The 25,382-nt window shown below is 59.9% G+C and carries 19 protein-coding genes and 1 pseudogene; 15 read left to right on the top strand and 5 right to left on the bottom strand.

From position 1 onward, the window contains the following. Positions 1 to 48 precede the first annotated feature (48 nt). Positions 49 to 762 carry a DUF899 family protein gene (locus CCGE525_RS30850; RefSeq protein ID WP_120708005.1) on the top strand — a complete coding sequence of 238 codons (714 nt, stop codon included), beginning with the start codon at positions 49 to 51 and terminating at the stop codon, positions 760 to 762. 15 nt (positions 763 to 777) lie between these two features. Here the strand turns inward: CCGE525_RS30850 and CCGE525_RS30855 are convergent. The 3 genes and pseudogenes from CCGE525_RS30855 to CCGE525_RS30865 form a co-directional block, all read right to left on the bottom strand. After that, a pseudogene (locus CCGE525_RS30855) lies at positions 778 to 2,460 on the bottom strand (PAS domain S-box protein); the annotation flags it as partial. 348 nt (positions 2,461 to 2,808) lie between these two features. Continuing rightward, on the bottom strand, positions 2,809 to 3,951 hold the full coding sequence (locus CCGE525_RS30860; protein WP_120708007.1) for a M24 family metallopeptidase: 1,143 nt from the start codon (positions 3,949 to 3,951) through the stop codon (positions 2,809 to 2,811). A gap of 256 nt (positions 3,952 to 4,207) precedes the next feature. Continuing rightward, a complete protein-coding gene (locus CCGE525_RS30865; protein WP_120708008.1) occupies positions 4,208 to 4,420 on the bottom strand; it encodes a hypothetical protein in 213 nt (70 codons plus the stop codon). A 189-nt stretch (positions 4,421 to 4,609) separates the two neighbouring features. Here CCGE525_RS30865 and CCGE525_RS30870 point away from each other — a divergent pair, with 189 nt between their 5' ends. Both CCGE525_RS30870 and CCGE525_RS30875 read left to right on the top strand, forming a co-directional pair. Continuing rightward, a complete protein-coding gene (locus CCGE525_RS30870; protein ID WP_120708009.1) occupies positions 4,610 to 6,130 on the top strand; it encodes a DUF1800 domain-containing protein in 1,521 nt (506 codons plus the stop codon). 16 nt (positions 6,131 to 6,146) lie between these two features. Further along, on the top strand, positions 6,147 to 7,331 hold the full coding sequence (locus CCGE525_RS30875; RefSeq protein ID WP_120708010.1) for a DUF1501 domain-containing protein: 1,185 nt from the start codon (positions 6,147 to 6,149) through the stop codon (positions 7,329 to 7,331). Positions 7,332 to 7,388: 57 nt separating this feature from the next. Here the strand turns inward: CCGE525_RS30875 and CCGE525_RS30880 are convergent, their stop codons facing one another. Together CCGE525_RS30880 and CCGE525_RS30890 are read right to left on the bottom strand one after the other, a co-directional pair. Further along, the gene (locus tag CCGE525_RS30880) at positions 7,389 to 10,415 is read right to left on the bottom strand and encodes an alpha-mannosidase (protein ID WP_120708011.1); all 3,027 of its coding nucleotides are present in this window, start codon (positions 10,413 to 10,415) and stop codon (positions 7,389 to 7,391) included. A 349-nt stretch (positions 10,416 to 10,764) separates the two neighbouring features. Further along, on the bottom strand, positions 10,765 to 11,961 hold the full coding sequence (locus tag CCGE525_RS30890; protein WP_120708720.1) for an MFS transporter: 1,197 nt from the start codon (positions 11,959 to 11,961) through the stop codon (positions 10,765 to 10,767). A gap of 122 nt (positions 11,962 to 12,083) precedes the next feature. Here CCGE525_RS30890 and CCGE525_RS30895 point away from each other — a divergent pair, with 122 nt between their 5' ends. The 12 genes from CCGE525_RS30895 (at position 12,084) to CCGE525_RS30955 (ending at position 25,379) form a co-directional block, all read left to right on the top strand. Then, complete coding sequence (locus CCGE525_RS30895; RefSeq protein ID WP_120708721.1) at positions 12,084 to 12,914, top strand: AraC family transcriptional regulator; 831 nt, start codon at positions 12,084 to 12,086, stop codon at positions 12,912 to 12,914. Between the two features lie 143 nt (positions 12,915 to 13,057). Then, complete coding sequence (locus tag CCGE525_RS30900; protein ID WP_120708013.1) at positions 13,058 to 14,077, top strand: LacI family DNA-binding transcriptional regulator; 1,020 nt, start codon at positions 13,058 to 13,060, stop codon at positions 14,075 to 14,077. Between the two features lie 44 nt (positions 14,078 to 14,121). Further along, positions 14,122 to 15,360 carry an ABC transporter substrate-binding protein gene (locus CCGE525_RS30905; protein ID WP_120708014.1) on the top strand — a complete coding sequence of 413 codons (1,239 nt, stop codon included), beginning with the start codon at positions 14,122 to 14,124 and terminating at the stop codon, positions 15,358 to 15,360. A 65-nt stretch (positions 15,361 to 15,425) separates the two neighbouring features. Further along, a complete protein-coding gene (locus tag CCGE525_RS30910) occupies positions 15,426 to 16,343 on the top strand; it encodes a carbohydrate ABC transporter permease (protein WP_120708015.1) in 918 nt (305 codons plus the stop codon). A gap of 26 nt (positions 16,344 to 16,369) precedes the next feature. Then, positions 16,370 to 17,233, top strand: coding sequence for a carbohydrate ABC transporter permease (locus CCGE525_RS30915; RefSeq protein ID WP_120708722.1), 864 nt, complete (start codon positions 16,370 to 16,372; stop codon positions 17,231 to 17,233). 25 nt (positions 17,234 to 17,258) lie between these two features. After that, positions 17,259 to 19,190 carry a glycoside hydrolase family 127 protein gene (locus CCGE525_RS30920; protein WP_120708016.1) on the top strand — a complete coding sequence of 644 codons (1,932 nt, stop codon included), beginning with the start codon at positions 17,259 to 17,261 and terminating at the stop codon, positions 19,188 to 19,190. A gap of 1 nt (position 19,191) precedes the next feature. Beyond that, a complete protein-coding gene (locus CCGE525_RS30925; RefSeq protein WP_120708017.1) occupies positions 19,192 to 20,265 on the top strand; it encodes an ABC transporter ATP-binding protein in 1,074 nt (357 codons plus the stop codon). Between the two features lie 113 nt (positions 20,266 to 20,378). Further along, on the top strand, positions 20,379 to 21,311 hold the full coding sequence (locus CCGE525_RS30930) for a dihydrodipicolinate synthase family protein (protein ID WP_120708018.1): 933 nt from the start codon (positions 20,379 to 20,381) through the stop codon (positions 21,309 to 21,311). Next, complete coding sequence (locus CCGE525_RS30935; RefSeq protein WP_120708019.1) at positions 21,308 to 22,093, top strand: SDR family oxidoreductase; 786 nt, start codon at positions 21,308 to 21,310, stop codon at positions 22,091 to 22,093. Before CCGE525_RS30930 ends, CCGE525_RS30935 begins: the two co-directional genes overlap by 4 nt. Before the next feature lie 32 nt (positions 22,094 to 22,125). Then, on the top strand, positions 22,126 to 23,742 hold the full coding sequence (locus CCGE525_RS30940) for a GMC family oxidoreductase (RefSeq protein WP_120708020.1): 1,617 nt from the start codon (positions 22,126 to 22,128) through the stop codon (positions 23,740 to 23,742). Positions 23,743 to 24,125: 383 nt separating this feature from the next. Beyond that, positions 24,126 to 24,452: a ferredoxin gene (fdxA, locus tag CCGE525_RS30950; RefSeq protein ID WP_120708021.1), complete on the top strand. Its 327-nt coding sequence runs from the start codon at positions 24,126 to 24,128 to the stop codon at positions 24,450 to 24,452. A gap of 36 nt (positions 24,453 to 24,488) precedes the next feature. Beyond that, positions 24,489 to 25,379 (top strand): dihydrodipicolinate synthase family protein, encoded by an 891-nt coding sequence (locus CCGE525_RS30955; protein WP_120708724.1) that lies wholly within the window; start codon positions 24,489 to 24,491, stop codon positions 25,377 to 25,379. The last annotated feature ends 3 nt before the right edge of the window (positions 25,380 to 25,382 follow it).

Consider the following 25,382-nt stretch of genomic DNA (forward strand, 5'->3'; position numbering starts at 1 on the left):
GGCGCCTTGCGACCAGTATAGGCCCGCGGAACACACTGGGAGGACATCATGATCAACGAGGATGGATACATACCGGCCGCAGAACTGGCGCAAAGGAACGGTGCCAGGTTTCCGAACGAGAGCAACGAATACCGGCAGGCGCGAAATGATCTGCTGGCTGAGGAGATCGAACTTCGGCGGCATATAGAGCGCGTCGCCGCGCAACGGCGTGCGCTGCCGCCGGGTGGCATAGTGAAAAAGCACTATCAGCTCATCAGCCCGGACGGTCCGATCGATTTCGCCGACTTGTTCGACGATAAGGACACCCTGCTGATCTACAGCTATATGTTCGGACCGGAGCGGGCACGGCCCTGCCCGATGTGCACATCGTTCCTTTCGGCGCTGGACGGCGAAGTGCTCGATATCGAGCAGCGGGTGGCCATTGCTGTGGTGGCTCGATCGCCGATCGAAAGACTGCTTGATTTCCAGAGGGAACGCCGCTGGCAAAATCTGCCGCTCTATTCCGACCCGACCGGCGAATATAGCCGCGATTATCGTGCGCTCGGCCCCAATGGCAGCGACGATGCGGCCATCAATGTCTTTACCCGCAGGGACGGAACGATCCGGCATTTCTGGAGCGAGGAAATGGGTCCAGTGACCGCCGATCCCGGCCAGGATCCACGCGGCGCCCCCGACCTCATGCCGCTATGGACGATTCTCGACATGACGCCCGAGGGACGGGCAAGGGACTGGTATCCGAAGCTCATCTATGGACATGCATGACGGGAGAGACGTTGGCTATCTCCCGTCGGTGGCAGCCGTAATGTTGGCGACGGGAGCATCCCTCACGGCTTTGGCGATCACCGCGGCAAGCTGTTTCTGATTGAACGGCTTAGGGAGACGGAGCAGATCGTTCTTGCTGCCGGTCGGCAGCTCAGCATAGCCGGTCGCAAGGATGACCGGCAAGTCGGGCAGGCGCTCAGCGATCGCCGCTACGAGCTGGAAGCCTGTCATCCTCGGCATGGAATGATCGGTGATAACAAGATGGATGTCGTCGTGATCCTCGATCAGCTTCAGCGCCTCCTCCCCCGAATGGGCCTGCAGAACGGTATGGCCGAGATCCTCCAGCATGAACGCCGTGTTCATCAGGACCAGCGCATCATCGTCCACCGCCAAAATATTGAAGGATCCTCCGCCCGCAGGCGTTGCTTCCGCCACCTGCTTCTCCGTCCTTATGTCTGTCTCCACCGCGACGGGAAGCCAAAGCTCGGCCGTGGTTCCCTCGCCCCTTCGCGACTTCAGGATCAGCGTGCCTCCAGACTGCGCCATCAATCCCTGAACCATGGGCAGTCCGAGACCTGTTCCCTTGCCGACCCCCTTGGTCGTAAAGAACGGGGTGGTTGCATTGGCCCGCGTCTCCTCGTCCATTCCCTCTCCCTCATCCCTTAAGGAGAGGCAGATATAGGACCCTGCTTCCAGACCGTTCACTTCACCTTTGCCAATCTCCCGAGGTCTGGCGGCAATGATGAGAGATCCACCAGATGGCATCGAGTCGCGCGCGTTCACGGCCAGGTTCATAAGAGCATTCTCGAGCTGGTTCGGATCGGAATTCACTCTTGGAAGGCTTAACGGGAAATGCGTCTCGATCATCATCGACGGACCCATCGCGCGCTGCAGTAAGTCAATCATATTGCGAACCAGCTCGATCAGGTTGAGCGGCTCGATCTTGAGGTCCTGACGTCGAGAAAAAGCAAGCATGCGCTGCGTCAGCGCCGCACCGCGCTGGGCGCCTTGAATGGCATTGTCGATCAGCGGAGTGATATTGGGATCGTCAGCGATACGTTTGCGCATGATTTCCAGGCTTCCGAGAACGGCCATCAGCAGATTATTGAAATCGTGGGCCATTCCGCCGGTCAGTTGGCCGACGGCTTCCATCTTTTGGGCCTGGAACAATTCTTCCTGCGCCTGTTCTAGCTTGCGCTGGGCTTCCTTTTTCTCAGTGATATCGCGAGTGACCTTCGCGAACCCCAGAAGGGATCCATCATCCGCGCGAATGGCGTCTATGACGACGCTCGCCCAAAACCGGGATCCGTCCTTCCGGACCCGCCAGCCTTCGTTTTCGAACCGTCCGTCTTCGGCGGCGATATCGAGAGCCCTCCAGGGCAGCCCTGCCGCGCGGTCCTCCTGCGTATAGAAGCGGGAAAAATGCTGACCGAGAATTTCTCGCTGCGTGTAGCCTTTGATACGCTGTGCCCCCAGATTCCAACTGGAGACGCGCCCCTGGGGATCGAGCATGTAGATCGCATAATCTGCGACACCTTGAACGAGAATGCGGAACTGCTCCTCGCTCCGCGTGAGCTTAACTTCCGCCTTCCTTCGTTCGGAAAGATCACGCGTAATTTTTGCAAAGCCCAGCAAATCGCCCTCCGCATTTCTGATCGCATCAATGGCCGCGTGCGCCAGATATCGCGGACCATGGCGGTCACACTGTCCTCTGACTTATCTCGACGCCATTAAACTATGGAAACGCGGTTTGGTTCCCTCAGTGGTCCCCGACCCTTAATCGAAAGGTGCACGGGGACGTTTGCGCTTCTACCCGCCCCAACCTGAACACATCTCTCCACGCCGATGTCGAAATCCGTTAACCAATTGTTTATCCTGATAAAATGCGGCTGTGGATTCACAGGCGTGCTCTCCAGCGATGGATTGTTAACCATAACAACACTCGCCAGCACGATAACAAGACGAGTGCAGCCGAAAAGCCAAAGCCGGCCGTCACGAGAATTCAGCGCGTATGCTTGCTGTCAGCTACCTGATGCGGCCTGCCGATCACGAAAATGGCTCGCTTGGCCCTCGGGCAGGAGTGGTGAACCAATGCGGACCATCTGCCGCCATGTAGATATGATCTTCCAGCCGAATACCGAATTTGTCGGGGAAGACGATCATCGGCTCGTTTGAAAAACACATGCCGGCGGCGAGCGGCGTTGCATTGCCGCGGACGATATAGGGCTCTTCGTGGATCTGCAGGCCGAGGCCATGGCCGGCGCGGTGAGGTAGCCCGGGGAGGCGGTAGTCGGGACCGAGAGCATGTTTTGCAAGCACCTTGCGCGCGGCATCATCAAGGCTCGAGCAGGGCGCGCCGAGCTTGGCGGCATCGAAGACCGCCTGCTGGGCCTCGCGTTCGATCGCCCAGGCCGCTTCGAATTCTCTATTGCCACTTTCAAGTACATAGGTCCGGGTAAGATCGGAATGATAGCCGTCGATCTGGCAACCGGTATCAACAAGCACGACGTCGCCTTCCGCAAGCGTCTGGTCACCTTCAGCGCCGTGCGGCAGAGAAGTCGCCGCTCCGAAGGACACGATACAGAAGGTCGAGCCTCCGTCCGAGCCGACCTCACGATGCCGGCGGTCGATAAAGTCGACAACCTCCGACGCCTTGATACCCGGTTTCATCAGCGCATGCGCCTGCTTCTGTATATTGAGCGTCAAACCCATGGCATATTGAATGAGGGCGATCTCGCCTGGCGATTTGATACGCCGTAGGCTCCGCATGATCTGGCCGCCGTCTGTCAATCTTTCGGAGCCAAAAGCCGCAGCGAGCCTGTGGTAGAAGAAAAGCGGCAGCTCGTCGTCAAGTGCGAGCGAGCCGACTTGACCCAGCAGGCGTGCTACGAGCCCGACACTGTTCTCTTCCTCCTCCCACACTAAAATTTCGGCAGGCAGATGAGGCAGTGTTTCCACGCGGCTGCGCTCGAAACCCGGGACGATGTAGTAAAGTGCGGTGGGTGTGACGAGAGCGCCGAGGAACCGTTCGCTCGGATGCCAGACGAGACCGGTGAAATAGCGCAGGCTGTCCGTCGAACCCAGGAGCATTCCGGCAAGCCCCTCTGCCTCCAGCGCCTGTCTCAGCCGCACCAGCCGGAGCTGCCGTTCATCGTCAGTGATGCGGGCGACGGCGTGGGACCATGTCATCTTGCTTTCCAGTTCCTGTTGTCTGCGGTTTTCCTGCGGCTGGCGCCGCCTCTTGAATCGACATTAATGCGATTGTAGGCAATATGTCGACAAGAAAACGAAAAGCAAAGAGGCAATGCTCGCGCGCGAACAAACGATCCTAGTGCCGGTACGCGGCGGCCGCATTGAAGAAACGTTGAACGGGAGCGCGCGCCCTCACGACTATCGACATGGAGCTGAAAGAACTCGGACTTAGGGCTGGAGCTTTTGAAGAATTCTAGTCGGCGTCGTCCGGCAATGCCTGAATATAGCGCAGGATGGCATAGAAAATGCCGAAAAGAACAATCGCAAAGACCGCGTGACGGATGTCATGCAGCACTGTGTGGTGGTGTCTCACCAAGAGCAAAAACATGTTGTGCATGGTTATGGCGAGCGCGGTCATGACCGTTGCCAGTAAAAGCGCCATGTTCCGATAAATAAATCTAACCATTGCTCACCTCATTTGCTTGATTATATAGAGGAGAAATTAGGGACGAATTAGGACCGATCGGACGCCTGCGGAAGCCGTACCCATATGGGCATTACAAATTGTCCATGTCTGGAAAAAGCCACAATTTCCGAACTTTCCTGCCACAATTGCTTGCGAGCCTGTCTGAAATTGGTGACGTGGTGACAAGCGATGAGCCTTTCATTTCAGACCCTAGCAGCGCTGCGGTTCGGCTACGGCTTCCGTCCTGGTGAAGCGGTGTCGGCCGACAGGGACGCCTTGCTCGACCCGATGCGGATCAGCGACGGCAATTGTCTCTTTCCCGTCGGCGGCATCGAGGCGCGCCGCCAGGCGATCGGCAATGTGGCCGACCGTCTTCGCGACATCCGCAGCAGCGACATTGATGATGCCGCCAAGCGCGATGAACAGAAGGCGATCTTCAAGGAACTCCAGCAAAGCTATCAGCGCGATGCGGATGCGCGTATCGCCCAGGCGGTTTTCTCGCCGTACGGCTTCTACGAGCGGCTGGCCGCCTTCTGGACGAATCATTTTTCGGTAAGCGTCGACAAGACCCAGCCGATGAAACTCATCGTCCCTCTTTTCGAGGCTGAGGCAATCCGGCCCCATATCGGCGGGACGTTTCCCGATCTGCTGCGCAGCGCCACCCAACATCCGGCTATGCTGATTTATCTCGATCAGACGCAGTCGCTTGGGCCGGATTCCCCCGCCGGCATCAAACGCAACAAGGGGCTGAACGAGAACCTTGCCCGCGAGCTGCTGGAGTTGCATACGCTCGGTGCCGGCAGCGGCTATACGCAAGATGATGTGCGATCCGCCGCGATGATACTGACGGGCATCACAGTCGATCGGCAGGCGGTCGAGGCCGATTTCCGGAAGGCCGCTGCGGAGCCCGGCAGTCATCGGGTGCTGGGCGTCAGTTATGGCCGAACGCAGCGGACCGAGCGGGATTATCTGCAGCTGCTGAACGATCTGGCGCTGAACCCGAAAACTGCGGCGCATATTAGCCGTAAGCTCGCCATCCACTTCATTTCCGATACGCCGCCGCAAGCGATGATCGATGCGATGACTCAGGCGTGGCGGAAAACGGACGGCGACCTGATGGCTGTCTATGGTGCGATGCTCGATCATCCGGCCGCTTGGACGAGTGAAGGAACCAAGGCCCGGCAGCCTTTCGACTTCATCGTCGCTGGTCTGCGCGCGCTCAATCTTCCCAAGAACGCGGCCGCGGGAGCAATTGTCGATCCGCTCGCCGATGACGTGGATGGAGCGCAGGCGATGGCTAGTGACAGCCCCGCCACGCCAGGCAACAACTCTGCCACGCCTGACAACGCACCTGATCCTCAGGAAGCAAAACGCCGGCAGGCTGCGATCGACGCGACCTTCTACGTGCCGCGCGGCCTCGGCATCTATGCGTTGCAGCGCATGGGGCAGCCGGTCTGGCGGCCACCCAGTCCGGCCGGCTTTCCAGAGGGTTTCGACGCCTGGATCAATGCCGGCGAGCTTTCCGAACGAATTTCGTGGGCGCGGCGCGCGATCGGCCGTTACGGCAAACAGGATGATCCCCGGCAGTTCCTCAAGGAGACGCTTGCCGATGCGGCCCGCGACGACACGATCCGGGTCGTATCGCAAGCGCCGAACAAGATGATGGGCCTGACGCTCACGCTTGCTTCGCCCGAATTCAATCGTCGCTAGAGCGAGGAGCATTCCCATGGCAGATGACAAGGCCTTCCCGCTTTCCCGCCGCGGTTTCCTCGCGTCAGCCTGCTGCCTGGCGGCCGCGCCGATCTTTACGCCGGTGACCTTTGCTGCCATGCCCGGAGACAATCGCTTCGTGACCATCGTGCTGCGCGGCGCCATGGACGGGCTGGATCTGGTGCAGCCCTATGGCGAACTATCCTTCGCCAGCTTGCGGCCGGATATCGCTCTTGCTCCCGACAAGGGGCTCGTCGATCTCGACGGCTTCTTCGGCCTGCATCCGGCGGCCGCGGACCTGCTTCCGCTGTGGAAGGCCAAGGAGCTAGCCTTCGTCCATGCGGTCTCGACACCCTATCGCGACGCCCGCAGCCATTTCGACGGCCAGGACATGCTGGAATCGGGCGGTGATCACGTCGCCGAGGAAAAGACCGGCTGGCTGAACCGCGCGCTCGCGACCATTCCGCGCTCGACGGCGCGCAAAGCGATCGACATCAACACCTCGACCGAATTGATCCTGTCCGGTCCCAATGTGGTCGACGTTTGGGCCTCGGATTCCAATTTCGGCATGGGTGCGGACGAGATGCAGTTCCTAACGCGTCTTTATGCCAACGATCCAGCTTTCGCTAAAGCGATGGACGAGGCGACACGCGCCGACCAGTCGGCAAAGATGGGTGAGGAACCGGGCACCAAACGCGGCGAGCAGATAATCGATGTCGCAGCGCTTGCAGCCAAGATGCTATTGCGTGAATACCGCATTGCCAGCTTCTCCATCAACGGCTGGGATACTCATGTGCAGCAGACGGCTCAGTTCCGGAAAGCGGCTGGTGACCTGACACAGGCGGTGCTGACATTGAAGAGCACGCTCGGCCCGGATGCATGGAAGACAACGGTCGTTCTGGCGATGACCGAATTCGGGCGCACCGTCCGCCAGAACGGCTCCGGCGGCACGGATCACGGCACCGGCGGCTGCTGCCTACTGGCGGGCGGCGCCATCAATGGCGGCCGCGTGCTCGGCAAATGGCCGGGAATTAAAGACGAACAGCTCTTCGAGGACCGCGACCTGATGCCTACCGCAGACGTGCGCGAGATCGCAGCCGCCATGCTTTACCGGCAGTTCGATGTCGGTGCCGGCGACCTGACCTCGAAGATATTTCCAGGCCTGAGCTTCGATAAGTCCTCACAATTCCTGAAGGTGTAATTCGTCCTCATGGAGCGCAGGCTCCTCCTTATTCGAGCGTCCAGGTCGGCGCAGCCGTCACGCCCGCGTTGTCTTCCAGCTTCTGACCTCGAAGGGCAGGATATCCGGACCTGCATCGCGTTGGGTTGGTTCCTCCATCAGATTGATAGCCTCGCTGACCGCCCATCCGTTCATTGGCGTGATGGCAAGTCCGCCGCGCCGGCCGGCCGGCTCGTAGACGCGCAGCACGAGACCGTCGCCATCCTCGGCACGCTTGATGGCCGAAAGCGCAACCGGTGTGCCCGTCACGGCAATCGGAGCGAGCGTAGCCTCGGCAAGATCGGCGGCCGTCGTGACGATCAGCGGCTGGTTCAGGTCGTCGGCCTCCTCCCGCACGCCACCGGAATGCCATTCGCCGGTGTGCGGCATCAATGCGTAGGTGAAACTTTGCGTTCCCTCGTCCGCCAGCGGATCGGGATAGATAGGCCCGCGTACTAGGCTGATGCCAAGTACGTCGCCGCGGGCGCTGTGGCCGTATTTCGCGTCATTGAGCAGAGCGAAGCCGAAATCCGGCTCGCTAAGATCGATGAAGCGATGGGCGACCGCCTCGAACATCGCGGCATCCCAGCTCGTATTGGTGTGGGTCGGACGGCTAACAACACCAAAGGCGCATTCGAACGTGGCGGTGCGCGCCCGTGTCGCGACCGGGCTCAGCGATCGCAGCAGAGCGCGGCGATCATGCCAGTCGATTTCCGTCTCGATGTCCAACCGCCTCGCATTGGCCGTCAGCACATAATGCTGCACGACGCTGGAATCGCGATAGCGATGGACGACCTTGATCGCGGCTCGATGCAGACTGTTTTCGACCAGTTCTATGCTTTCCGGCTTGTCGAGACGAATACCCTTTTCCGGATAGTCGGCGTCGATGTCCCAGGCGTCCCAATTGCGCGGCTTATCGACCGGATAGACCCAGAGCTGATTGGCGGGCTCCGCCAGCGCCTCGCGACCGGTCTCCTTGTGAACGAGACTCTGCACGGCCCCACTTGCACCGATGGTAACGGCGAGATGCTCATTCTCTAGCTGCCTCGCTTCGGCGCGCAAACCGCCGGCAGATTTCAATGAGGCGCGGTTGAAGACATGGATGGCAAGTGGCGAGATTATATCGCCGGTGCAAAGGACCGTGCCGTCGGCAAGAACCGCACGCAACGGCCGGGCGTCCAGAGATGGATTGACGACGACGAGAGCGTCCGCAATGCCGCCCCTCGGCAAAGCCGAAACGATGGCATCCATAGCGTCCATTTGAGCCATCCTGGCGTGATCGATGACGCCGGAGAGCTCGCGCTCAGCGTCCTGATAGACTTCCCGAATGCTCGATCCGGGCAGTATATCGTGAAACTCGTTCTTCAAGGTTACGCGCCAGTCCGCCTCCAGGCTCTCCGGCGCAGCGCCACCGATCATATGGGCGATCGATGCCAGAGTTTCAGCCGTGATCAACGCCCGCTCCGCCCTTCGGTGCAGCCTTTTGACACCACTCTGGCTGGTCAGCGTCGCGCGATGCAGTTCGAGATAGATTTCGCCGGACCAGGTCGGAAGACGCTTTTCTCCGGCCGTACGATGGGCGCTCGTAAAGAAATCGCCGACCTTGCCCCAACGAGCCTTCGGAATGGCAGGGAAATCGCGCAACTGTAGTTCCCGCTCGACCATTTCCGACGTCACGCCGCCGCCGCCGTCGCCATAGCCGACCGCAAGGAGTGAGGTATCGTGCAAGGTTTTCGCCCGGAAGTTCTTCCAGGTCGGCAGGAGGCAATCCGGCTGGACAAAGCCGTTGTAGCCCTGCATCGGATTGTCAAAGGTATGCGCCAGCACCCGGCTGCCATCCAGACCTTCCCACCAGAAGAGATCGTAGGGGAACCGGTTGGTTTCGCTCCAATTGACCTTGATGGTGAAGAAACTGTCGATGCCGCCCTGGCGCAGCAGCTGCGGCAACGCGCCGGAGAAGCCGAAACAATCCGGAAGCCAGCAGACCGTGTGACGGGCGCTGAAGGTCTTTTCGAAATAGCGCTGGCCATAAAGGATCTGCCGCACCAGGCTTTCGCCCGTCGGCATGTTCGTGTCCGGCTCGACCCACATGCCGCCGATCACTTCCCACGAGCCATCGGCCACTTTTTCCTTGATGCGCGCAAACAGTTGCGGATCGTCAGCTTCCATCTGCGCGTAATAATGCGCCGTCGACTGGTTGAAGCGGAAATCGGGCGAGCGGTTCATCAAGGACAGCGCCGTGTGAAAGGTCCGGCGCATCTTGCGGCGCGTCTCGTCATAGGGCCACAGCCAGGCAAGATCGATATGGGCATGGCCGGTCAACAACAATTCGCCGTTCTGCGGATAGCGTTCCTGCAGGGTCCTCAGGCGGACAATCAGGCCGTCATAGGCAGCAACGACGGTCGCGCGCTCGTCCTCGGACAGGCCTGGCGGATTTTCGATCAGCTCGGGCAATTCCCAGATCTTTTGTTGCCATTCGGCGTTCGCCGTGCGGGAAACATAAGGAGCCGTGGCGGAAGGCCAGTCCAGGCTGCGCAGTGCCGTCTCGGCGGCGTCGAGCAGATGCGGCACAACATCGTGATTATCAAGCGCCTCAATCGCCTCAGCCACCTGCCGCATCAACAGGTTCAGCCGATGCACGGGAATGTCCAGCCAGGCGAGCTGTGCTCGGTTCAACCTCGGCTGGCGGTTCGGTTCGCCGAAGGGGAAGCGGGCAACGCTGTCCGTGGTGATCGAGAGACTGCGGCCTTTCAGGGGGAACTCCTGGTGGTAGGGATCGAGGCCGAATCTCTCGATCTCCCCTCCTTCATAAGTCAGCGTGGTCAGGCTCTCGCCGCCCAGATCGAGCTGCAGGCGGGTTTCCTCCAAGGGCCAGTCGGCGGGCACATTTGCTTGCGAGGCGAAATGCATCACGCCCTTGCGATGCGGCCAGGCCTGACCGACTGCTATATCCTCGCCTTCGAACGTCCAGTTGCGGACCGGAACCACCGCACGTTCGCGCCAATGGCTGAGTTCTGCGGTGCGTACCTTGAGGCGATCCAGACGCTGGGCGATGGTCAGATGCATGGCTTGTCCTACACGGTTGATGTCAGCCGGGACCGCACCGGCGGTCGTGGTGGAGGGTGAGGCTTTGCAAAGCAAGAAGGATGATAACAGTCCGACGGGATCAGACGAACGTGACTGGCAAGAGCAGGTAGGAAAGGCCGCCGGAGAAACGCTCCTCGGCCGGGACTTTGGTGCCTGTGCTCACTCGACGGTCTCCTCCTCCTGCGTGAAGCAGGCATAGATTAAGGCGAAGAACAGGCCGATGACCAGTCTCAAAAATAGAAGCGATTTATTAGGCTCGGCTCCCCATGCGAAGAGCCGGGACGATGAAGCGTCCCGGCGGGGCAGTAAACCACCCCGCCACTATTGCTCAATGCCGAGGTATGCGCGGCAAAAAGATCGTGAACAGACCGAGCAGCGGCAGATAGGAGCAGACGGTGTAGACGAAGGAAATTCCGTGCGTATCGGCAAAATCGCCGAGGAACGCGGCACCAAGTCCGCCTGCCCCGAAAGCAAAGCCGAAGAAGATGCCGCCGATTAGCCCGACGCGCCCGGGGATCAATTCCTGCGCGAAGACCACGATGGCCGGGAAGGCAGAAGCAAACACCAATCCGATCACCACCGTCAGGACGCAGGTCCAGAACAGGTTCGCATAGGGCATCATCAGAGCGAAGGGGATAACGCCCAGGATCGAGAACCAAATGACAAAGCGCGCTCCGAGACGGTCGCCGACCGGACCGCCCATAATCGTTCCGACCGCAACTGAACCGAGGAATAGGAACAGCATCAATTGCGCATCGCGAACGTCGAGATGGAACTTGTCGATGACGTAGAAGGTGAAATAGCTCGATATGCTCGCCATATACACGTTCTTCGTTGCAGTCAGCAGGATCAGGATCGCAAGCGCCCACATGGCCTTGTTACGTGCTATCGGCAAGGCGCGGCTGGGAGCCGGACGCGCGGCCTGCTGGCGCCGATGGCTGATGTACCAGGTGCCGACCCAGCTCAGGACAATGAAGCCGATCACAGCAAGAACCGAAAGCCAAGCGACGCTCGATTGGCCGTGCTGGAGCACGAAGAAGGCGGCGATCAGCGGCCCTATGGCAGAACCGGCATTACCGCCAAGCTGGAAGAGCGATTGCGCCAGGCCATGGCGTCCGCCGGAAGCCAGCCGCGCAACGCGCGAGGCTTCCGGATGGAACACGGCAGACCCAAAACCGATGAGGCTTGCTGCGACCAGAAGGATGGCAAAGCTGTTGGCATAACCGAGCAGAACCAGCCCTGAAAATGTGCTGACCATACCGACCGGCAGCGAATAGGGCATGGGCCATTTGTCGGTGACGATGCCAACGATCGGCTGCAACAGCGATGCCGTAATCTGAAACGTCATCGTCAGAAGGCCAATCTGAACGAAATCGAGGGCGTAATTCTCACGGAACATCGGATAGAGCGATGTCAGCAGCGATTGCATGATGTCGTTCAGAAGATGGCAGACGCTGACCGCCACCACGATTGAAATCGTCGTCTTCTCGAATCGGGCCTGCGTACCCGAAAATGCCGCAACCATTGAGGATTCCTTCCTGCGCCGGCCGATTCTTTTTTCGGCCATGCTGTTTGTTCAGCCTTTTACACGGCTTGCGGGTGACCTTCTTTCGTGTTTTGGTCCAGTTCTTTCGCGATTGGGCCAAAATGGAAAAGCTCTCTCAAAAGCTGCTCGCGACACTCGAAAGGGACCACGAGCAAAATATGCTTTGGATGGAGGAATCGAACGCGGACGTACTCGTCCACAGTTCGGAGCCGCCGCAAGGCTACACTGTTCCCTGGCATCATCATCGCCGCACGCAATTGCTCTGCGTTTTCGCCGGCGTTGTCTTGATCCTGACGACCCGGGGCCGATGGATGGTGCCGCCCGGCCACGCATTGTTCATTCCTGCTGGCCTGGAACACTCCGTTGAGATGTTGAGCGATGTCAGCATGAAATCGGTCTATGTGACACCGCGCGATCCAACACTGTCGGACGAGGCGCCTCGCGTGGTCGAAGTAACGGATCTCGCACGCAGTCTGCTGCTAGAAGCCATCCGGTTGCGGGAGGCTCCGCTCGGAAATCGCAAGGCCGAGCTTGTCCTTTCCCTCCTCATCGAGGAGATTTCGACGCTCGAGCAACGTCCGCTCGGCCTCCCCTTCCCGTCCGACCGGCGGTTGGCAGCGCTGTGCCGCGATTATCTGACAAACCCAACGCCGAATGCTCGGCTGGACGATTGGGCCGAAAAGCTGGCGATGAGCCGCCGGACCTTCACGCGGCAATTTCGCAAGGAAACAGGCATTAGTTTCACCACCTGGCGTCAGCAGGCGAGCGTCTTCGCATGCCTGCCGCAACTTGCGGAAGGACAGCCGGTGACCAATGTCGCGCTGGAGGCCGGCTACGAGAGTGTCGCCGCCTTCACCACAATGTTCCGGCGCATGCTCGGAACGTCGCCACGCACCTATATGGTGAACCGCTGGTCTTTCGACCGGCAGTAAAAGTCGCGCAGATATCCGGCGGTTTGCAGCGAAAGACATCAATAGGCAGGCATGATCAAAAAATTTTGAGAAAAGCTTTTCCCATCTTGACTCCCGCCTAGAGAAAAGCTTTTCTCACGACAAATGAGTTCGGGAGAGGACACCTGGAAAATCAGCGTATTAGAAACGGTCGGGTAACGATTCACGATGTTGCCGCTGCCGCAGGTGTCAGCATTTCGACCGCATCGAAGGCGTTGAACAATACCGGGCGGATGGGCGACGACACCAGGGAGCGGGTCAAGCGGGTGGCGACCGAGATCGGGTTCCGACCGAATGCTTTAGCCAAGGGCCTGCTCAGCAATCGGAGTTTCACCATCGGTCTTTTGACCAACGATACCTACGGCCGTTTCACTCTCCCTGTCATGGCCGGCATTACCGAGGCGCTCGTTGATCACGGCGTCTCGGTATTTCTCTGCACGATCGAAGACGATCCTGCCCTCGGAAAGGTTCATGTGGACGCTATGCTGGACAAGAGCGTCGATGGCATCATCGCCTCGGGAAAGAGGATCGACCGCCGGCTGCCGGTGGATCTGTCTCATCTGCCCGTACCCGTCGTCTACGCCTTTACCGAAGGGACGCCCGGCAGCGTCACCTTCTGCGCCGACGATTTTCAGGGCGCCACTCTGGCCGTCGAATGGCTCATGGGTCTCGGCCGTCGCCGGATCGCCCATATCACCGGCCCGGAAAGCTTCGTTTCGGTGCGCGAGCGCGCCAGGGCCTATCGCAGCCTCGTCGGTGACACGCTGCCGGTACTGTACGGCACATGGTCCGAGGCCTGGGGGCATGAGGCCGTTGCCAAATTATGGGGTACCCCCGGACCGAAGCCGGACGGCATTTTCTGCGGCAACGACCAGATCGCTCGTGCCGTGGTCGACGCCCTGCGCGAGCGCGATGTACGCGTGCCGCAGGACGTCTCCGTGGTCGGCTTCGACAATTGGGAGATCGTCGCCGCCCAGACGCGGCCGCCGCTGACGACGGTCGACATGAATCTCAAAGCGCTCGGTCGGGAGGCCGGGCTGACGGTTCTGGCGCTGGCGGAAGGCCGCGCCGTCGAACCGGGGATCAGGACATTGCCGTGCGAATTGGTCGTGCGGCAGTCGTGTGGGGGAAACCCCGATCATTAGTTGAGGAAGAGGGGCAGACGGAAACGCCCCATGGGAGGAGAAACATGATGAAGCGACTTCTGGCCGCAACCGGCCTCATATCTCTGTGCCTAATGTCCGGCGCATCCGCCGCCGAGATCTCGATGTGGGTGCGCTCCGGCATCGGCGATTCCTTCAAGAAGGTCGTCGAGGCTTATAACGCCAGCCACGACGACAAGGTCACCATGACCGAGGTGCCCTTCTCGGAACTCGTGCAGAAATACGCAACCGCGATCGCCGGCGGACAGGCCCCCGACGCCCTGTCGATGGACCTGATCTACACGCCAGCCTTCGCCGCAGCCGGCCAGTTGGAAGATCTGACCGATTGGGCCAAAAGCCTTCCCTATTTCAACTCGCTCTCGCCGTCGCATGTGAAGCTCGGCACCTATCAGGACCATATTTATGGCCTGCCGCTCTCGGTCGAGACCTCCGTCTTCGCCTGGAACAAGGACCTCTATAAGAAGGCCGGTCTCGATCCGGACAAGGCGCCGGCGACCTGGGACGAGATCACCAGCAATGCCGAGAAAATCCGCGCGCTCGGCGGTGATACCTACGGCTTCTACTTCTCCGGCGGCGGCTGCGGCGGCTGCATGATCTTCACCTTCACGCCGCTCACCTGGGGTGCAGGCGCCGACATTCTTTCGGCCGACGGCAAGAAAGCGACGCTCGACACGCCGCAGATGCGCAAGGCGGTCGATATTTACCGCAACATGGTCAAGAAGGACCTGGTGCCGGCGGGTGCTGCCAGTGACACCGGCGCCAACTTCCTGAGCATCAGCAACGGCAAGATCGGCCAGCAGAGCATCGGCGCCTTCTCGATCGGCACACTGATCACCCAATATCCGGATATCCATTTCGGTGTAACGCTGATCCCAAGTGTTGACGGCAAGACGTCCTCGTTTGCCGGCGGCGACAACTTCGTCATCTCCAAGGGCACGAAGAAGCTCGATGCCGTGAAGAAGTTCCTCGAATATACCTATTCGCTGGACGGCCAGAAGATCATGGCAAAATACGGCAGCCTGCCGACGCGCGGCGATATCGCCGACCAGGTGCTTCAAGGTCTCGATCCGCGCATGCAGGTGGGCCTGAAAGCCATCTCCATCGCGAAGACGCCCTATACGCTGCAGTTCAACGACCTGATCAACAGCGCCAACGGCCCATGGGCCGGCTTCACCAACGCCGCAATCTTTGGAGACAACGTCGACTCGGCCTTCTCCAATGCACAGTCGGAAATGCAGTCGATCATCGACAACGCACAGCAGTAATAAACCATCACAGACCGGGAGGCCTGGCCTCCCGGTCCTCCCCACCAAAACATCAGGAGCATTCCATGGCTGGTCCCGAAGCTATCGGAGCACTGCGTCGTCGAAAGCGGCGGCGACATGCCGGTTGGCACGGATTTCTCTACATCGCGCCGGCCATGGCGCTGGTCCTAGTCTTCTTTGTCCTGCCTGTGCTTTTTACCGGCTGGATGAGCCTGCACAACTGGCCGTTGCTCGGCAATCCGCGCTGGATCGGCTTCGGCAATTATACAAGGATGGTGTCGGATGTTCGCTTCATGGCGGCCTTGCGTTTCACCGCCTACTATACGGTGATCGTCACCATCGTCATTTTCGCGGTTGCCTTTCCCCTGGCGCTCTACGTCGAAAAGCAGCGGCGCCTCGTCGGCTTTTACCGCACCATCATCTTCCTGCCCGTCGTCGTCGGGCTGGCGACAGCCTCGCTTCTCTGGGTCTGGCTCGTCAATGTCGATAGCGGCTTTTTCGTACCGGCAGCTCAGGCGCTTGGCCTCATCGACCGTAGGCCAAACCTGCTTGCCGACTTCGACACCGCCTTTGCCACGATCGTCGTGATGGTGGTCTGGAAGATCGCCGGCTTCACCATGATCATCCTGCTCACCGGCCTGCAGGCGATCCCCTCGGAGCTGACGGAGGCCGCCCGAATCGACGGCGCCAGGCGCTGGCAGCGCTTCCGCTTCCTGACTCTGCCGCTGATGCGTCGGACGATCGCGCTTGCCTTGATCATCTCGATCACCGGCTCGGTACTTGCCTTCGACCAGTTCTACATCATGACCAGCGGCGGACCTCAGAACCAGATGATCTCGGTGGTCTACTACATCTTCAACCAGTCCTTCGTGTCCTTCAATCTCGGCTATGGCGCGGCACTGTCGATCGCCCTTCTCGTTATTCTCGTGTTGATCAGCATTGTCCAACTCTGGCTGCTGCGCGTCGGGGAGGATCGCCCATGAGCATCGCGAACATGAGCACCACAAAGGTGAGAACCGCAAAAGAGCGTCGCGCCCGGCGCAAATTGTCGGGTGCCGTCAGTTATCACGGCGTCGGCGTTATCATCGTCATCTTCTTTTTCGCGCCCTTTGCCATCGCGCTGCTGTCATCGTTCCGGCATGGCACGGAGGCGAGCCTTCCGCCCCTGCCGCCGTGGCCGACATCGGGCTTCAGCTTCGACGCCTACCGTGCGCTCGACGGTTTCGGCGCCGGTGTCGTGCAGCATACGCTGAACTCGCTCTTCGTTTCGGTGACGACCGTCATCCTGACGGTCATGGTCAGCCTGCTCGCCGGCTATGGCTTTTCGCGCTATCAGTTTCCGTTCAAGGGCGCCTTCTTCATCCTGATCATCGCAACGCTGATGATCCCGTTCCAGTCGATCCTGACGCCGCTCTTCATCATCCTGGCAAGGCTCGGCCTCAACAATTCGCTGCTAGGGCTGACGCTTGTCTATGTCACGCTTCAGCTGCCTTTCTCGGTCTTCATGATGCGCAACGCCTTCGACGCAGTGCCGAAGGAGATCGAGGAAGCAGCCCGCATCGACGGTGCGCGGGACTTAAAACTCCTCTTCCGCGTTCTCTTCCCGTTGGTACTGCCGGGTGTGGCAACCGTTGCGATCTTCGCCTTCCTCAACGCCTGGAACGAATTCCTGGCGGCGCTGGTGCTGCTCTCCAGCAATGAGAAATTCACGCTGCCGGTGCTGATGATCGCGGTCAGAACCGGCCGGCTCGGCGCGGTCAACTGGGGCGCGGTCCAGGCCGGCATCGCCGTCATGACCATCCCCTGCGTCATCGTCTTCCTGCTTCTGCAACGCTATTACATGCGCGGTCTGATGGCCGGCGCGGTGAAATGAACCTCAAACGAAACGGATGTAAGCCATGTCAGACAAGCAAAATCGCCAATTCCGCCCCCTGCCCGTTCCGAATGTCGAACTTCACGGCCTCTTCGGCGCCCGACAGGACGCGATCTGCAACTCCACGGCCGCCACCCTGCTCGACCGCTGCGTCGAGGCCGGCATGATCAAGGCAATCGACGTCGACCAGCCGAGCCCCGGCATCGTCATCCCGTTGCAGACCTGGTCGGGTTCGACGCAGATGTTCTGGGACAGCGATCTCGGCAAGTCGATCGAGACCATCGCCTATTCGCTTTATCGCCGCCCGAATCCAGAGCTTGAGGCTCGCGCCGACGCGATCATCGACATGTATGAAAAACTGCAGCAGGAGGATGGCTATTTGAACGCCTGGTTCCAACGCGTCCAACCAGGCCGCCGCTGGACCAACCTGCGCGACCATCACGAGCTCTATTGCGCTGGGCACCTCATCGAAGCTGCGGTCGCCTATTACCAGGCGACGGGAAAGCGCAAGCTGCTCGACGTCATGAGCCGTTTTGCCGACTACATGATCACCGTTTTCGGTCACGGCGAGGGGCAATTGCGAGGCTATTGCGGCCATGAGGAGGTCGAGCTGGCGCTGGTCAAGCTTGCTCGCGTCACGGGCGAGAAGAAATATCTCGATCTCGCCAAGTATTTCATCGATGAGCGCGGCCAGGAGCCGCATTTCTTTACCGAGGAGGCGCTGCGCGACGGCCGCGATCCGGCAAAGTTCGTGCAGAAGACCTATGAATACAATCAGGCCCACCAGCCGGTGCGGGAGCAGAAGAAGGTCGTCGGCCATGCCGTGCGTGCCATGTATCTCTATTCCGGCATGGCCGATATCGCCACGGAATATAATGACGACAGCCTGACCTCGGCGCTGGAAACGCTGTGGGACGATCTGACCACCAAGCAGATGTATGTCACCGGCGGCATTGGGCCGGCCGCTTCCAACGAAGGCTTCACCGACTATTACGACCTGCCGAACGAAAGCGCCTATGCCGAAACTTGTGCCTCGGTCGGCCTGGTCTTCTGGGCAAACCGCATGCTCGGCCGCGGGCCGAACCGGCGCTATGCCGATATCATGGAACAGGCGCTTTATAACGGTGCGATGGCCGGGCTATCGCTTGACGGCAAAACATTCTTCTACGAAAACCCGCTGGAAAGCGTCGGCAAACATCACCGCTGGACCTGGCACAACTGCCCGTGCTGCCCGCCGAACATCGCCCGCCTGCTCGCTTCGGTGGGCTCCTACATGTATGCGGCTGCCGATAACGAAATCGCCGTCCATCTCTATGGTGAGAGCAAAGCTCGCGTCCCGCTCGCAAGCGGCGCCACGGTCGAACTGTCTCAGGAAACGAATTACCCTTGGGATGGCGCGATCCATTTCGAGGTCAATCCGGACCGCAGCACCCGCTTCGCACTGTCGCTGCGCATCCCTGAATGGGCAGAGGGCGCAACGCTTGCCATCAATGGCGCCTCCGTCGATCTTTCCTCGATCACTGTCGATGGCTATGCTCGCATCGAGCGGGATTGGCAGAGCGGCGATAAAGTCGATCTCAACATTCCGCTGATTCCGCGCACCCTGTTCGCCAATCCCAAAGTGCGCCAGGACGCCGGCCGCGCAGCACTGATGCGCGGGCCCCTGGTCTATTGCGTCGAGACCACCGATAATGGCCGTGATCTCAACGGCATCACGCTTGCCGGCAACCCCGCAGCGGCGCAGACCGCGGAAATTGCCACATTGGAGGGCGCAGTCGCACTCGATATTCCGGTGAACCGCGATGACGCCGACTGGGGATCAGACCTCTATCGAACGGCGCCACCGAAGAGCCGCGCCGCCACTGCCCGTTTCGTTCCGTATCATCTATGGGATAATCGCGAGCCGGGTGAGATGCTGGTCTGGGTCCGCGCCGACCAGATGCAACACGGAGCCTGACATGGCGAAGAACAGCATGAGATTGACCGGCGTCCGCAAGAGCTACGGCGGGCTGGAGGTCATTCACGGTATCGATCTCGATGTGCAGGAAGGTGCTTTCGTCGTTTTCGTCGGCCCTTCCGGCTGCGGCAAGTCGACCTTGCTGCGAATGATCGCCGGCTTGGAGGAAGTGACCGATGGCGAGATCGCCATCAAGGGCCGGGATGTCACCGATCTCGACCCATCCGATCGCGGCATCGCCATGGTCTTCCAATCCTACGCACTCTATCCGCATATGAGCGTGCGCGAAAATCTCGGTTTCGGGCTGAAAATGGCCAGAACCGATGCCGGCGAGATCGAAGCGCGCGTCAGGGCCGCTTCGGCGATCCTCAAGATCGATCATTTGCTGGACCGCCGTCCCGGCCAGCTTTCCGGCGGCCAGCGGCAGCGCGTCGCCATCGGCCGGGCGATCGTGCGCAAGCCGGATGTCTTCCTGTTCGACGAGCCGCTGTCCAACCTCGACGCGGAACTGCGTGTCTCCATGCGTATCGAAATCGCCCGACTGCACCGCGAGCTTGGAAACACGATGATCTATGTGACGCACGATCAGACCGAGGCGATGACGCTCGCCGACAAGATAGTCGTGCTCAGGGACGGCAAGATCGAGCAGGTCGGCAGCCCACGCGAGGTCTATGAAGATCCGGCCAATATCTTCGTCGCCGGCTTCATCGGTTCGCCACGCATGAACATGATCGAAGCCGAATGGGCCTCCGATGGCTCCGCCAAAGTCCCCGGCGGTTGCATCAAGACCGATATACGGAAGGCCAGCCTGGCGCCCGGCGACAAGCTGATGCTGGGCATGCGCCCGGAACATCTCGTCGTCGTGCCGGACAGCAATGATGCGATCCGCGTAACCGTCGATTTCGACGAATATCTCGGCGGCACGCGGTATCTCTATTGCCAGACAGAGGACGGCCAGAGCCTGATCGCTGAATATCGCGAGGGTCCGGATGTTCAGCGCGGCGATGTACTTTATCTGCGCTGCGCGCCGGAAAGACGCCGCTATTTCGATGGTCAGGGAAATCGGCTCCGTTGAAGCATCATCTCAAAGCGACGCTGCCTAATCATTTGACGAACAACAAAAATTATGACGATGTTTGCCAGTAGCGCCGGACCATCTGTTCGGCGAATGAATTTGGAGGCGGCAAGATGGCCAGACTGACCGAAGAGGCCAAAGGCGTCTACGTGATCGCCGTAACACCCTTCACCGACGAAGGCGCGCTCGACTTCGCCAGCATCGACAGCATGGTGGATTTCTACGAAAGCGTCGGGGTGACCGGGCTGACGGTACTCGGTCAGCTCGGCGAGGCGCCGAAATTGACGGCGGAGGAATCGCGCACCGTTGTCGAGCGCGTGCTGAAGCGCCTCGATGGCCGCCTGCCGGTTGTTGTCGGCGTTTCCGCGCCCGGGCTTGCGCCGATGCAAGAACTGGCCGAGGCGGTGATGGACCAGGGGGCGGCGGGCGTCATGGTTGCACCGCCCTGGACGATCAAGACCGACGACCAGGCCTTTGCTTTCTATCAATCCGTCGGCGAAGTGCTGGGCAACATGCCTTTCGTGCTGCAGGATTACCCACTCACGACCAATGTCACCATCGCACCCAAGGTTATCGACCGGATCATCAAGGAAGTGCCGAATTGCGTCATGCTCAAGCATGAGGATTGGCCGGGTCTGTCGAAGATCACCGCGTTGCGCGGTTCCAGCGACAAGGGTGAAACGCGACGCATCTCCATCCTCTGCGGCAATGGCGGGCTCTTCCTGCCCGAAGAAATGGGCCGCGGCGCCGATGGCGCCATGACCGGCTTCTGCTATCCGGAAATGATGGTCGGCGTCGTGCAGGCTTATACGGCCGGAAATGTCGACCGGGCGCATGAAATCTTCGACGCCTATCTGCCACTGGCACGCTACGAGCAGCAACAGGGTATTGGTCTCGCCGCCCGCAAATATGTTCTCGCCAAACGTGGTGTCATCAAATCAGCCGCACTGCGCAAACCCGGTGCCAAGCTTTCGCCGCTCGATGTGAAGGACGTGGAGCGCCTGCTCGTCCGACAAGCGGTCCGTCTTCAGGAGATCGGTGCATGAGGCTCGGGCTGGAAGACAAGAAGGCACTGGTGCTGGGCGCCAGCAAGGGATTGGGCGCGGCGATCGCCTTGGCACTGGCCAACGAAGGCGCTGACGTCATCGGCGCGGCGCGCGGCAGTGAATTGATCGATGCCCTCAATAACAAGCTGGAGTCCGGCACTACCGGCAAGATCCGCGCCATGCGCGTCGATCTGAACGACCGCGCCAGCGTTTCAGCTCTCGCGCAATCCATCCTGACCGATGGCGGCGTCGATATTCTGATCAATAATTCCGGCGGGCCCGCGCCGGGTGAAGCACAGGCCATCGCACCCGATATCTGGGTCTCGGCCTTCGAAGGCATGGTGGCGAACCTGATCGGGCTGACCCAACAGCTCCTACCGAAGATGGTCGAGCGCAAATGGGGGCGTATCATCACGCTTACTTCTTCCGGCGTCGAAGTGCCGATACCGCGGCTAGCGATTTCCAACGGGCTGCGGCAGGCTGTTGTCGGTTGGTCGAAGACGCTGGCGGGCGAAGTCGCTTCTGCCGGTGTCACCGTGAACGTCATCGTCCAGGGCCGCATTCATACCGACCGCGTCGATCAGCTCGACCAAGCCGCGGCCCAGCGGCAGAACATGACACTCGATCAGGTCCGCGCCGCTTCGATTGCCACCATCCCGGCGGGCCGCTACGGCAAGCCGGAAGAACTTGCCGATGTCGTTGCCTTCCTCGCTAGCGAGCGGGCGTCTTACGTCACAGGTGCGCGGATCAGAGTCGATGGGGGCTTGATACGATCAATTTGAGGCGGTGAATATCGGCCGAGGGGGGAGCTTTGGTGGCGAAGACCTATGATTTCATTATAGCGGGCGGCGGTTCGGCAGCTTGCGTCGCGGCCATGCGGCTGGTGCGCGATTTCGGCTTTTCCGTGCTCGTCATCGAGCGCGGGCCGCGTAAGACAGCCAAGCTGATGGACTTTCCCGCCGGCTACATGAAATATCTCGCCCGCGACGACTTCCTCGAAATGCATCATACGGTTCCGCAACCGCAACTCGGCGGCCGCGGGCCGATCGTTCCGGTCGCCAAGGCACTCGGTGGCGGCAGCGCCGTCAATGCCATGGTCTATATGCGCGGCCAGAAAGAAGATTACGACGGCTGGGCCGCCCATCTCGGACATGGGATAGAATGGTCCTATGCCAACATGCTTCCGCACTTCAAAGGGATCGAGGCCAATACGCGCTTCAACAACAGATATCACGGCATATCCGGCAATCTGCGCATCTCCGAGCCGGGGCATATCTCGGACACAACGGAGGATTTCCTGCTGGCCGCGCAAGGGCTCGGCCATCCCTATAATCCCGACTTCAACGGCGTCAGGCAAAATGGCGTCGGCATCATGCAGCACACCTACGGCCAGTGGCACGGCAAGATGGAGCGCTCCGATGCCAAGAAGGCCTTCCTCGATCCGCTTGCCGGCGATAAGCGGCTCGAGATCGTCACCGATGCCCGCGTCGACCGCATCGTCATCGAAAACAGCCGCGCGACCGGTGTGACCTATACGCGCAATGGAGAAAGCCACACGGTCCATGCCGAACGGGAAATCCTTGTCGCCGCGGGCACCTACAATAGCGCCAAACTGATGATGCTGTCCGGCATCGGTCCGGCCGATCATCTGCGCGAACATGATATTGCCGTTACTCTCGATCTTCCCGGCGTCGGCGCCAACCTGCAAGACCATCACGAAGTCCCGGTCATCGCCACGACCAAAGCCAAATCCGGCTATTTCGGTGAGGACAAGGGGTGGCCCATGCTTCGCAACGGGCTGCAATATCTGCTCTTCAACTCCGGCCCGGTCACCACGACCGGCATCGAATCCTGTCTGTTCTACGACCCGGACGGCAGCGAACGCCCATCGATCCAGCTCTATTGCGCCCCGATCGTCTATCTCGACCGTGACGTCTCCTCCGCCAGGCCGACCTACGGCGTCACCTTCACTTCCTGCCTGCTACGCCCGAAGGCACGCGGCAGCGTCAAGCTGCGCTCGGCCAACCCTGCGGATCAGCCGTTGGTCGATTGCAACTTCTTCGGCGATCCGGACGATCTGCGCCTGACGCTCGCCTCGCTGAAGGTCGCCCGGCAATTGCTGGAGACGGAACCGTTCAAATCGAAGATCGCGGACGAAATCCTGCCCGGCCGGGCGCTGCAGGATGACCGGGCCCTGGCCAAATTCGCCGGCCAGACCGTCAAAACGAATTATCACCCTTCCGGCAGCCTGCGCATGGGGCCGGACGACGATCCGATGTCGGTGGTCGACAGAAAGCTGCGTGTGCGCGGCATCGATGGCCTGCGGGTCATCGACTGCTCGATCATTCCCTTCATTCCTTCCGGAAATACCAATGCCCCGGCAATGGCGATCGGCTCTAAGGCAGCGGAGATGATCGGGAAGAGCTATTGAAAATCCGGGGGCGGTGGTGATCGTGACCATCGATCACTGCGCAGATCGATATCCTCCTCATTTTCTACCGACATCCGCGCATAGAAGGCATGCGCCGGCTCCCGCGCAACCTCGTGAAATTCGAATGCGCGCACAACGACACCGGAACGGTTTACCCGGCTAGCAACCCGGCGAGCCAGGTTGCGAGGTTTATTGCTAAGAATAGATAGTCTCGATCCAGCCATCTTATTCACCCCGTTTGAGAACAATAAGACCTCCTATATCCGGCGATCAAGTCGCGACCTCCGTTGCCTTTGCGGCAATTAAAACATCGAAAATCAGCGCTTTTTCGCAACGCCCCACTTTGCCATACTCACCTCAAGCTGAGATTGAGGTGCCGCCGCATGGCCTATGTCATTGCCGATCCCTGTATCGACGTTAAGGATGGTGACTGTACGGTCGCCTGCCCGGTCGACTGCATCTACGAAGGTGGGCGGATGTTCTATATCCACCCTGGCGAATGTATCAACTGCGGTCTCTGTCTCTCGGTCTGTCCGGTCGACGCGATATCCTGGGACGAGGAAATTCCGCAGCACCGGGTCCATTTCAAAGCCGTCAATCACGATTTCTTCGGCCCCGGGGTGACCAACTGGGGTTCACCCGGCGGCTGGGACGGGAACTATACGACCAATCGGGATCATCCGCTCGTCGCCGCCTATGAGAGAGCCTGATCCAGACGGGCGTCACCATCTAGAATGGATATCGACATGACAGCAGCAAAGATCGGTGGCGTCATCGCAGCCGTACCCACTCCACTCACCGCAAACGGAACCATCGACACGGACGCTTTCTTGGAACATGGCCGCTGGTGTCTGGCGAAAGGATGTGATCTTCTCAATGTGCTGGGAACGACGGGCGAGGCGAACTCACTCTCCTTCTCGCAAAGAAGCGCACTCATGGCGACCGCTGTAAAGAGCCTCGGCGGCAACAGGATGATGGTCGGCACAGGTACGCCCGATCTCGACACGACGATCGCGCTGACGCGGCAAGCTTATGAACTGGGTTATGCCGCGGCGCTGATCCTGCCACCCTACTATTACAAGCCGGTTCAGGACGCAGGGCTTTTTGCGTGGTTCGCCAAGGTCATTCAGGAAATGGCAGAAACACCTATCGCCGTGTATCTCTACAATTTCCCACAGCTAACGGGCATAGAGTTCTCTCCCGCGCTGGCAGCAAAACTCATCCAAATGTTTCCCGAGCGCATTCGCGGGGCAAAAGATAGTTCGGGCAATTTGGACTATGCTCGTCAGCTCGCGCAAATTCCCGATTTTGCCGTGTTTCCCAGTAACGAAGCAGCACTTGCGAGCGCGGACAAGGACAATTTCGCCGGCTGCATTTCTGCGACAGTCAATATCGATCCGCAATCCTCGGCACGGCTTTGGAAGAACCAGGGCGATTCTACGACCCTCGATAGGGTTAGACATCTCAGGCAGGCAGTCGCCGCTCACCCGCTCATTCCGGCGGTGAAATATCTCGTTAGTAAACGGACCGGGAATGCGATATGGGGCAATGTATTGCCGCCAAACCTGAAGATCAGTGAGACGGAGCGCCTCGACACACTGGATGCGATTGCCGCTGAATTGGCGAGGGTGGGCTAGATA

Source organism: Rhizobium jaguaris (assembly GCF_003627755.1).
Classification (GTDB): domain Bacteria; phylum Pseudomonadota; class Alphaproteobacteria; order Rhizobiales; family Rhizobiaceae; genus Rhizobium; species Rhizobium jaguaris.

Excerpts from the sequence above, each read along its gene's own strand:
- CCGE525_RS30850 (WP_120708005.1), top strand. The coding sequence starts at position 49 with ATGATCAACGAGGATGGATACATACCGGCCGCAGAACTGGCGCAAAGG.
- CCGE525_RS30860 (WP_120708007.1), bottom strand. The coding sequence starts at position 3,951 with ATGACATGGTCCCACGCCGTCGCCCGCATCACTGACGATGAACGGCAG.
- CCGE525_RS30865 (WP_120708008.1), bottom strand. The coding sequence starts at position 4,420 with ATGGTTAGATTTATTTATCGGAACATGGCGCTTTTACTGGCAACGGTC.
- CCGE525_RS30870 (WP_120708009.1), top strand. The coding sequence starts at position 4,610 with ATGAGCCTTTCATTTCAGACCCTAGCAGCGCTGCGGTTCGGCTACGGC.
- CCGE525_RS30875 (WP_120708010.1), top strand. The coding sequence starts at position 6,147 with ATGGCAGATGACAAGGCCTTCCCGCTTTCCCGCCGCGGTTTCCTCGCG.
- CCGE525_RS30880 (WP_120708011.1), bottom strand. The coding sequence starts at position 10,415 with ATGCATCTGACCATCGCCCAGCGTCTGGATCGCCTCAAGGTACGCACC.
- CCGE525_RS30890 (WP_120708720.1), bottom strand. The coding sequence starts at position 11,961 with ATGGTTGCGGCATTTTCGGGTACGCAGGCCCGATTCGAGAAGACGACG.
- CCGE525_RS30895 (WP_120708721.1), top strand. The coding sequence starts at position 12,084 with ATGGAAAAGCTCTCTCAAAAGCTGCTCGCGACACTCGAAAGGGACCAC.
- CCGE525_RS30905 (WP_120708014.1), top strand. The coding sequence starts at position 14,122 with ATGATGAAGCGACTTCTGGCCGCAACCGGCCTCATATCTCTGTGCCTA.
- CCGE525_RS30910 (WP_120708015.1), top strand. The coding sequence starts at position 15,426 with ATGGCTGGTCCCGAAGCTATCGGAGCACTGCGTCGTCGAAAGCGGCGG.
- CCGE525_RS30920 (WP_120708016.1), top strand. The coding sequence starts at position 17,259 with ATGTCAGACAAGCAAAATCGCCAATTCCGCCCCCTGCCCGTTCCGAAT.
- CCGE525_RS30925 (WP_120708017.1), top strand. The coding sequence starts at position 19,192 with ATGGCGAAGAACAGCATGAGATTGACCGGCGTCCGCAAGAGCTACGGC.
- CCGE525_RS30930 (WP_120708018.1), top strand. The coding sequence starts at position 20,379 with ATGGCCAGACTGACCGAAGAGGCCAAAGGCGTCTACGTGATCGCCGTA.
- CCGE525_RS30935 (WP_120708019.1), top strand. The coding sequence starts at position 21,308 with ATGAGGCTCGGGCTGGAAGACAAGAAGGCACTGGTGCTGGGCGCCAGC.
- fdxA (WP_120708021.1), top strand. The coding sequence starts at position 24,126 with ATGGCCTATGTCATTGCCGATCCCTGTATCGACGTTAAGGATGGTGAC.
- CCGE525_RS30955 (WP_120708724.1), top strand. The coding sequence starts at position 24,489 with ATGACAGCAGCAAAGATCGGTGGCGTCATCGCAGCCGTACCCACTCCA.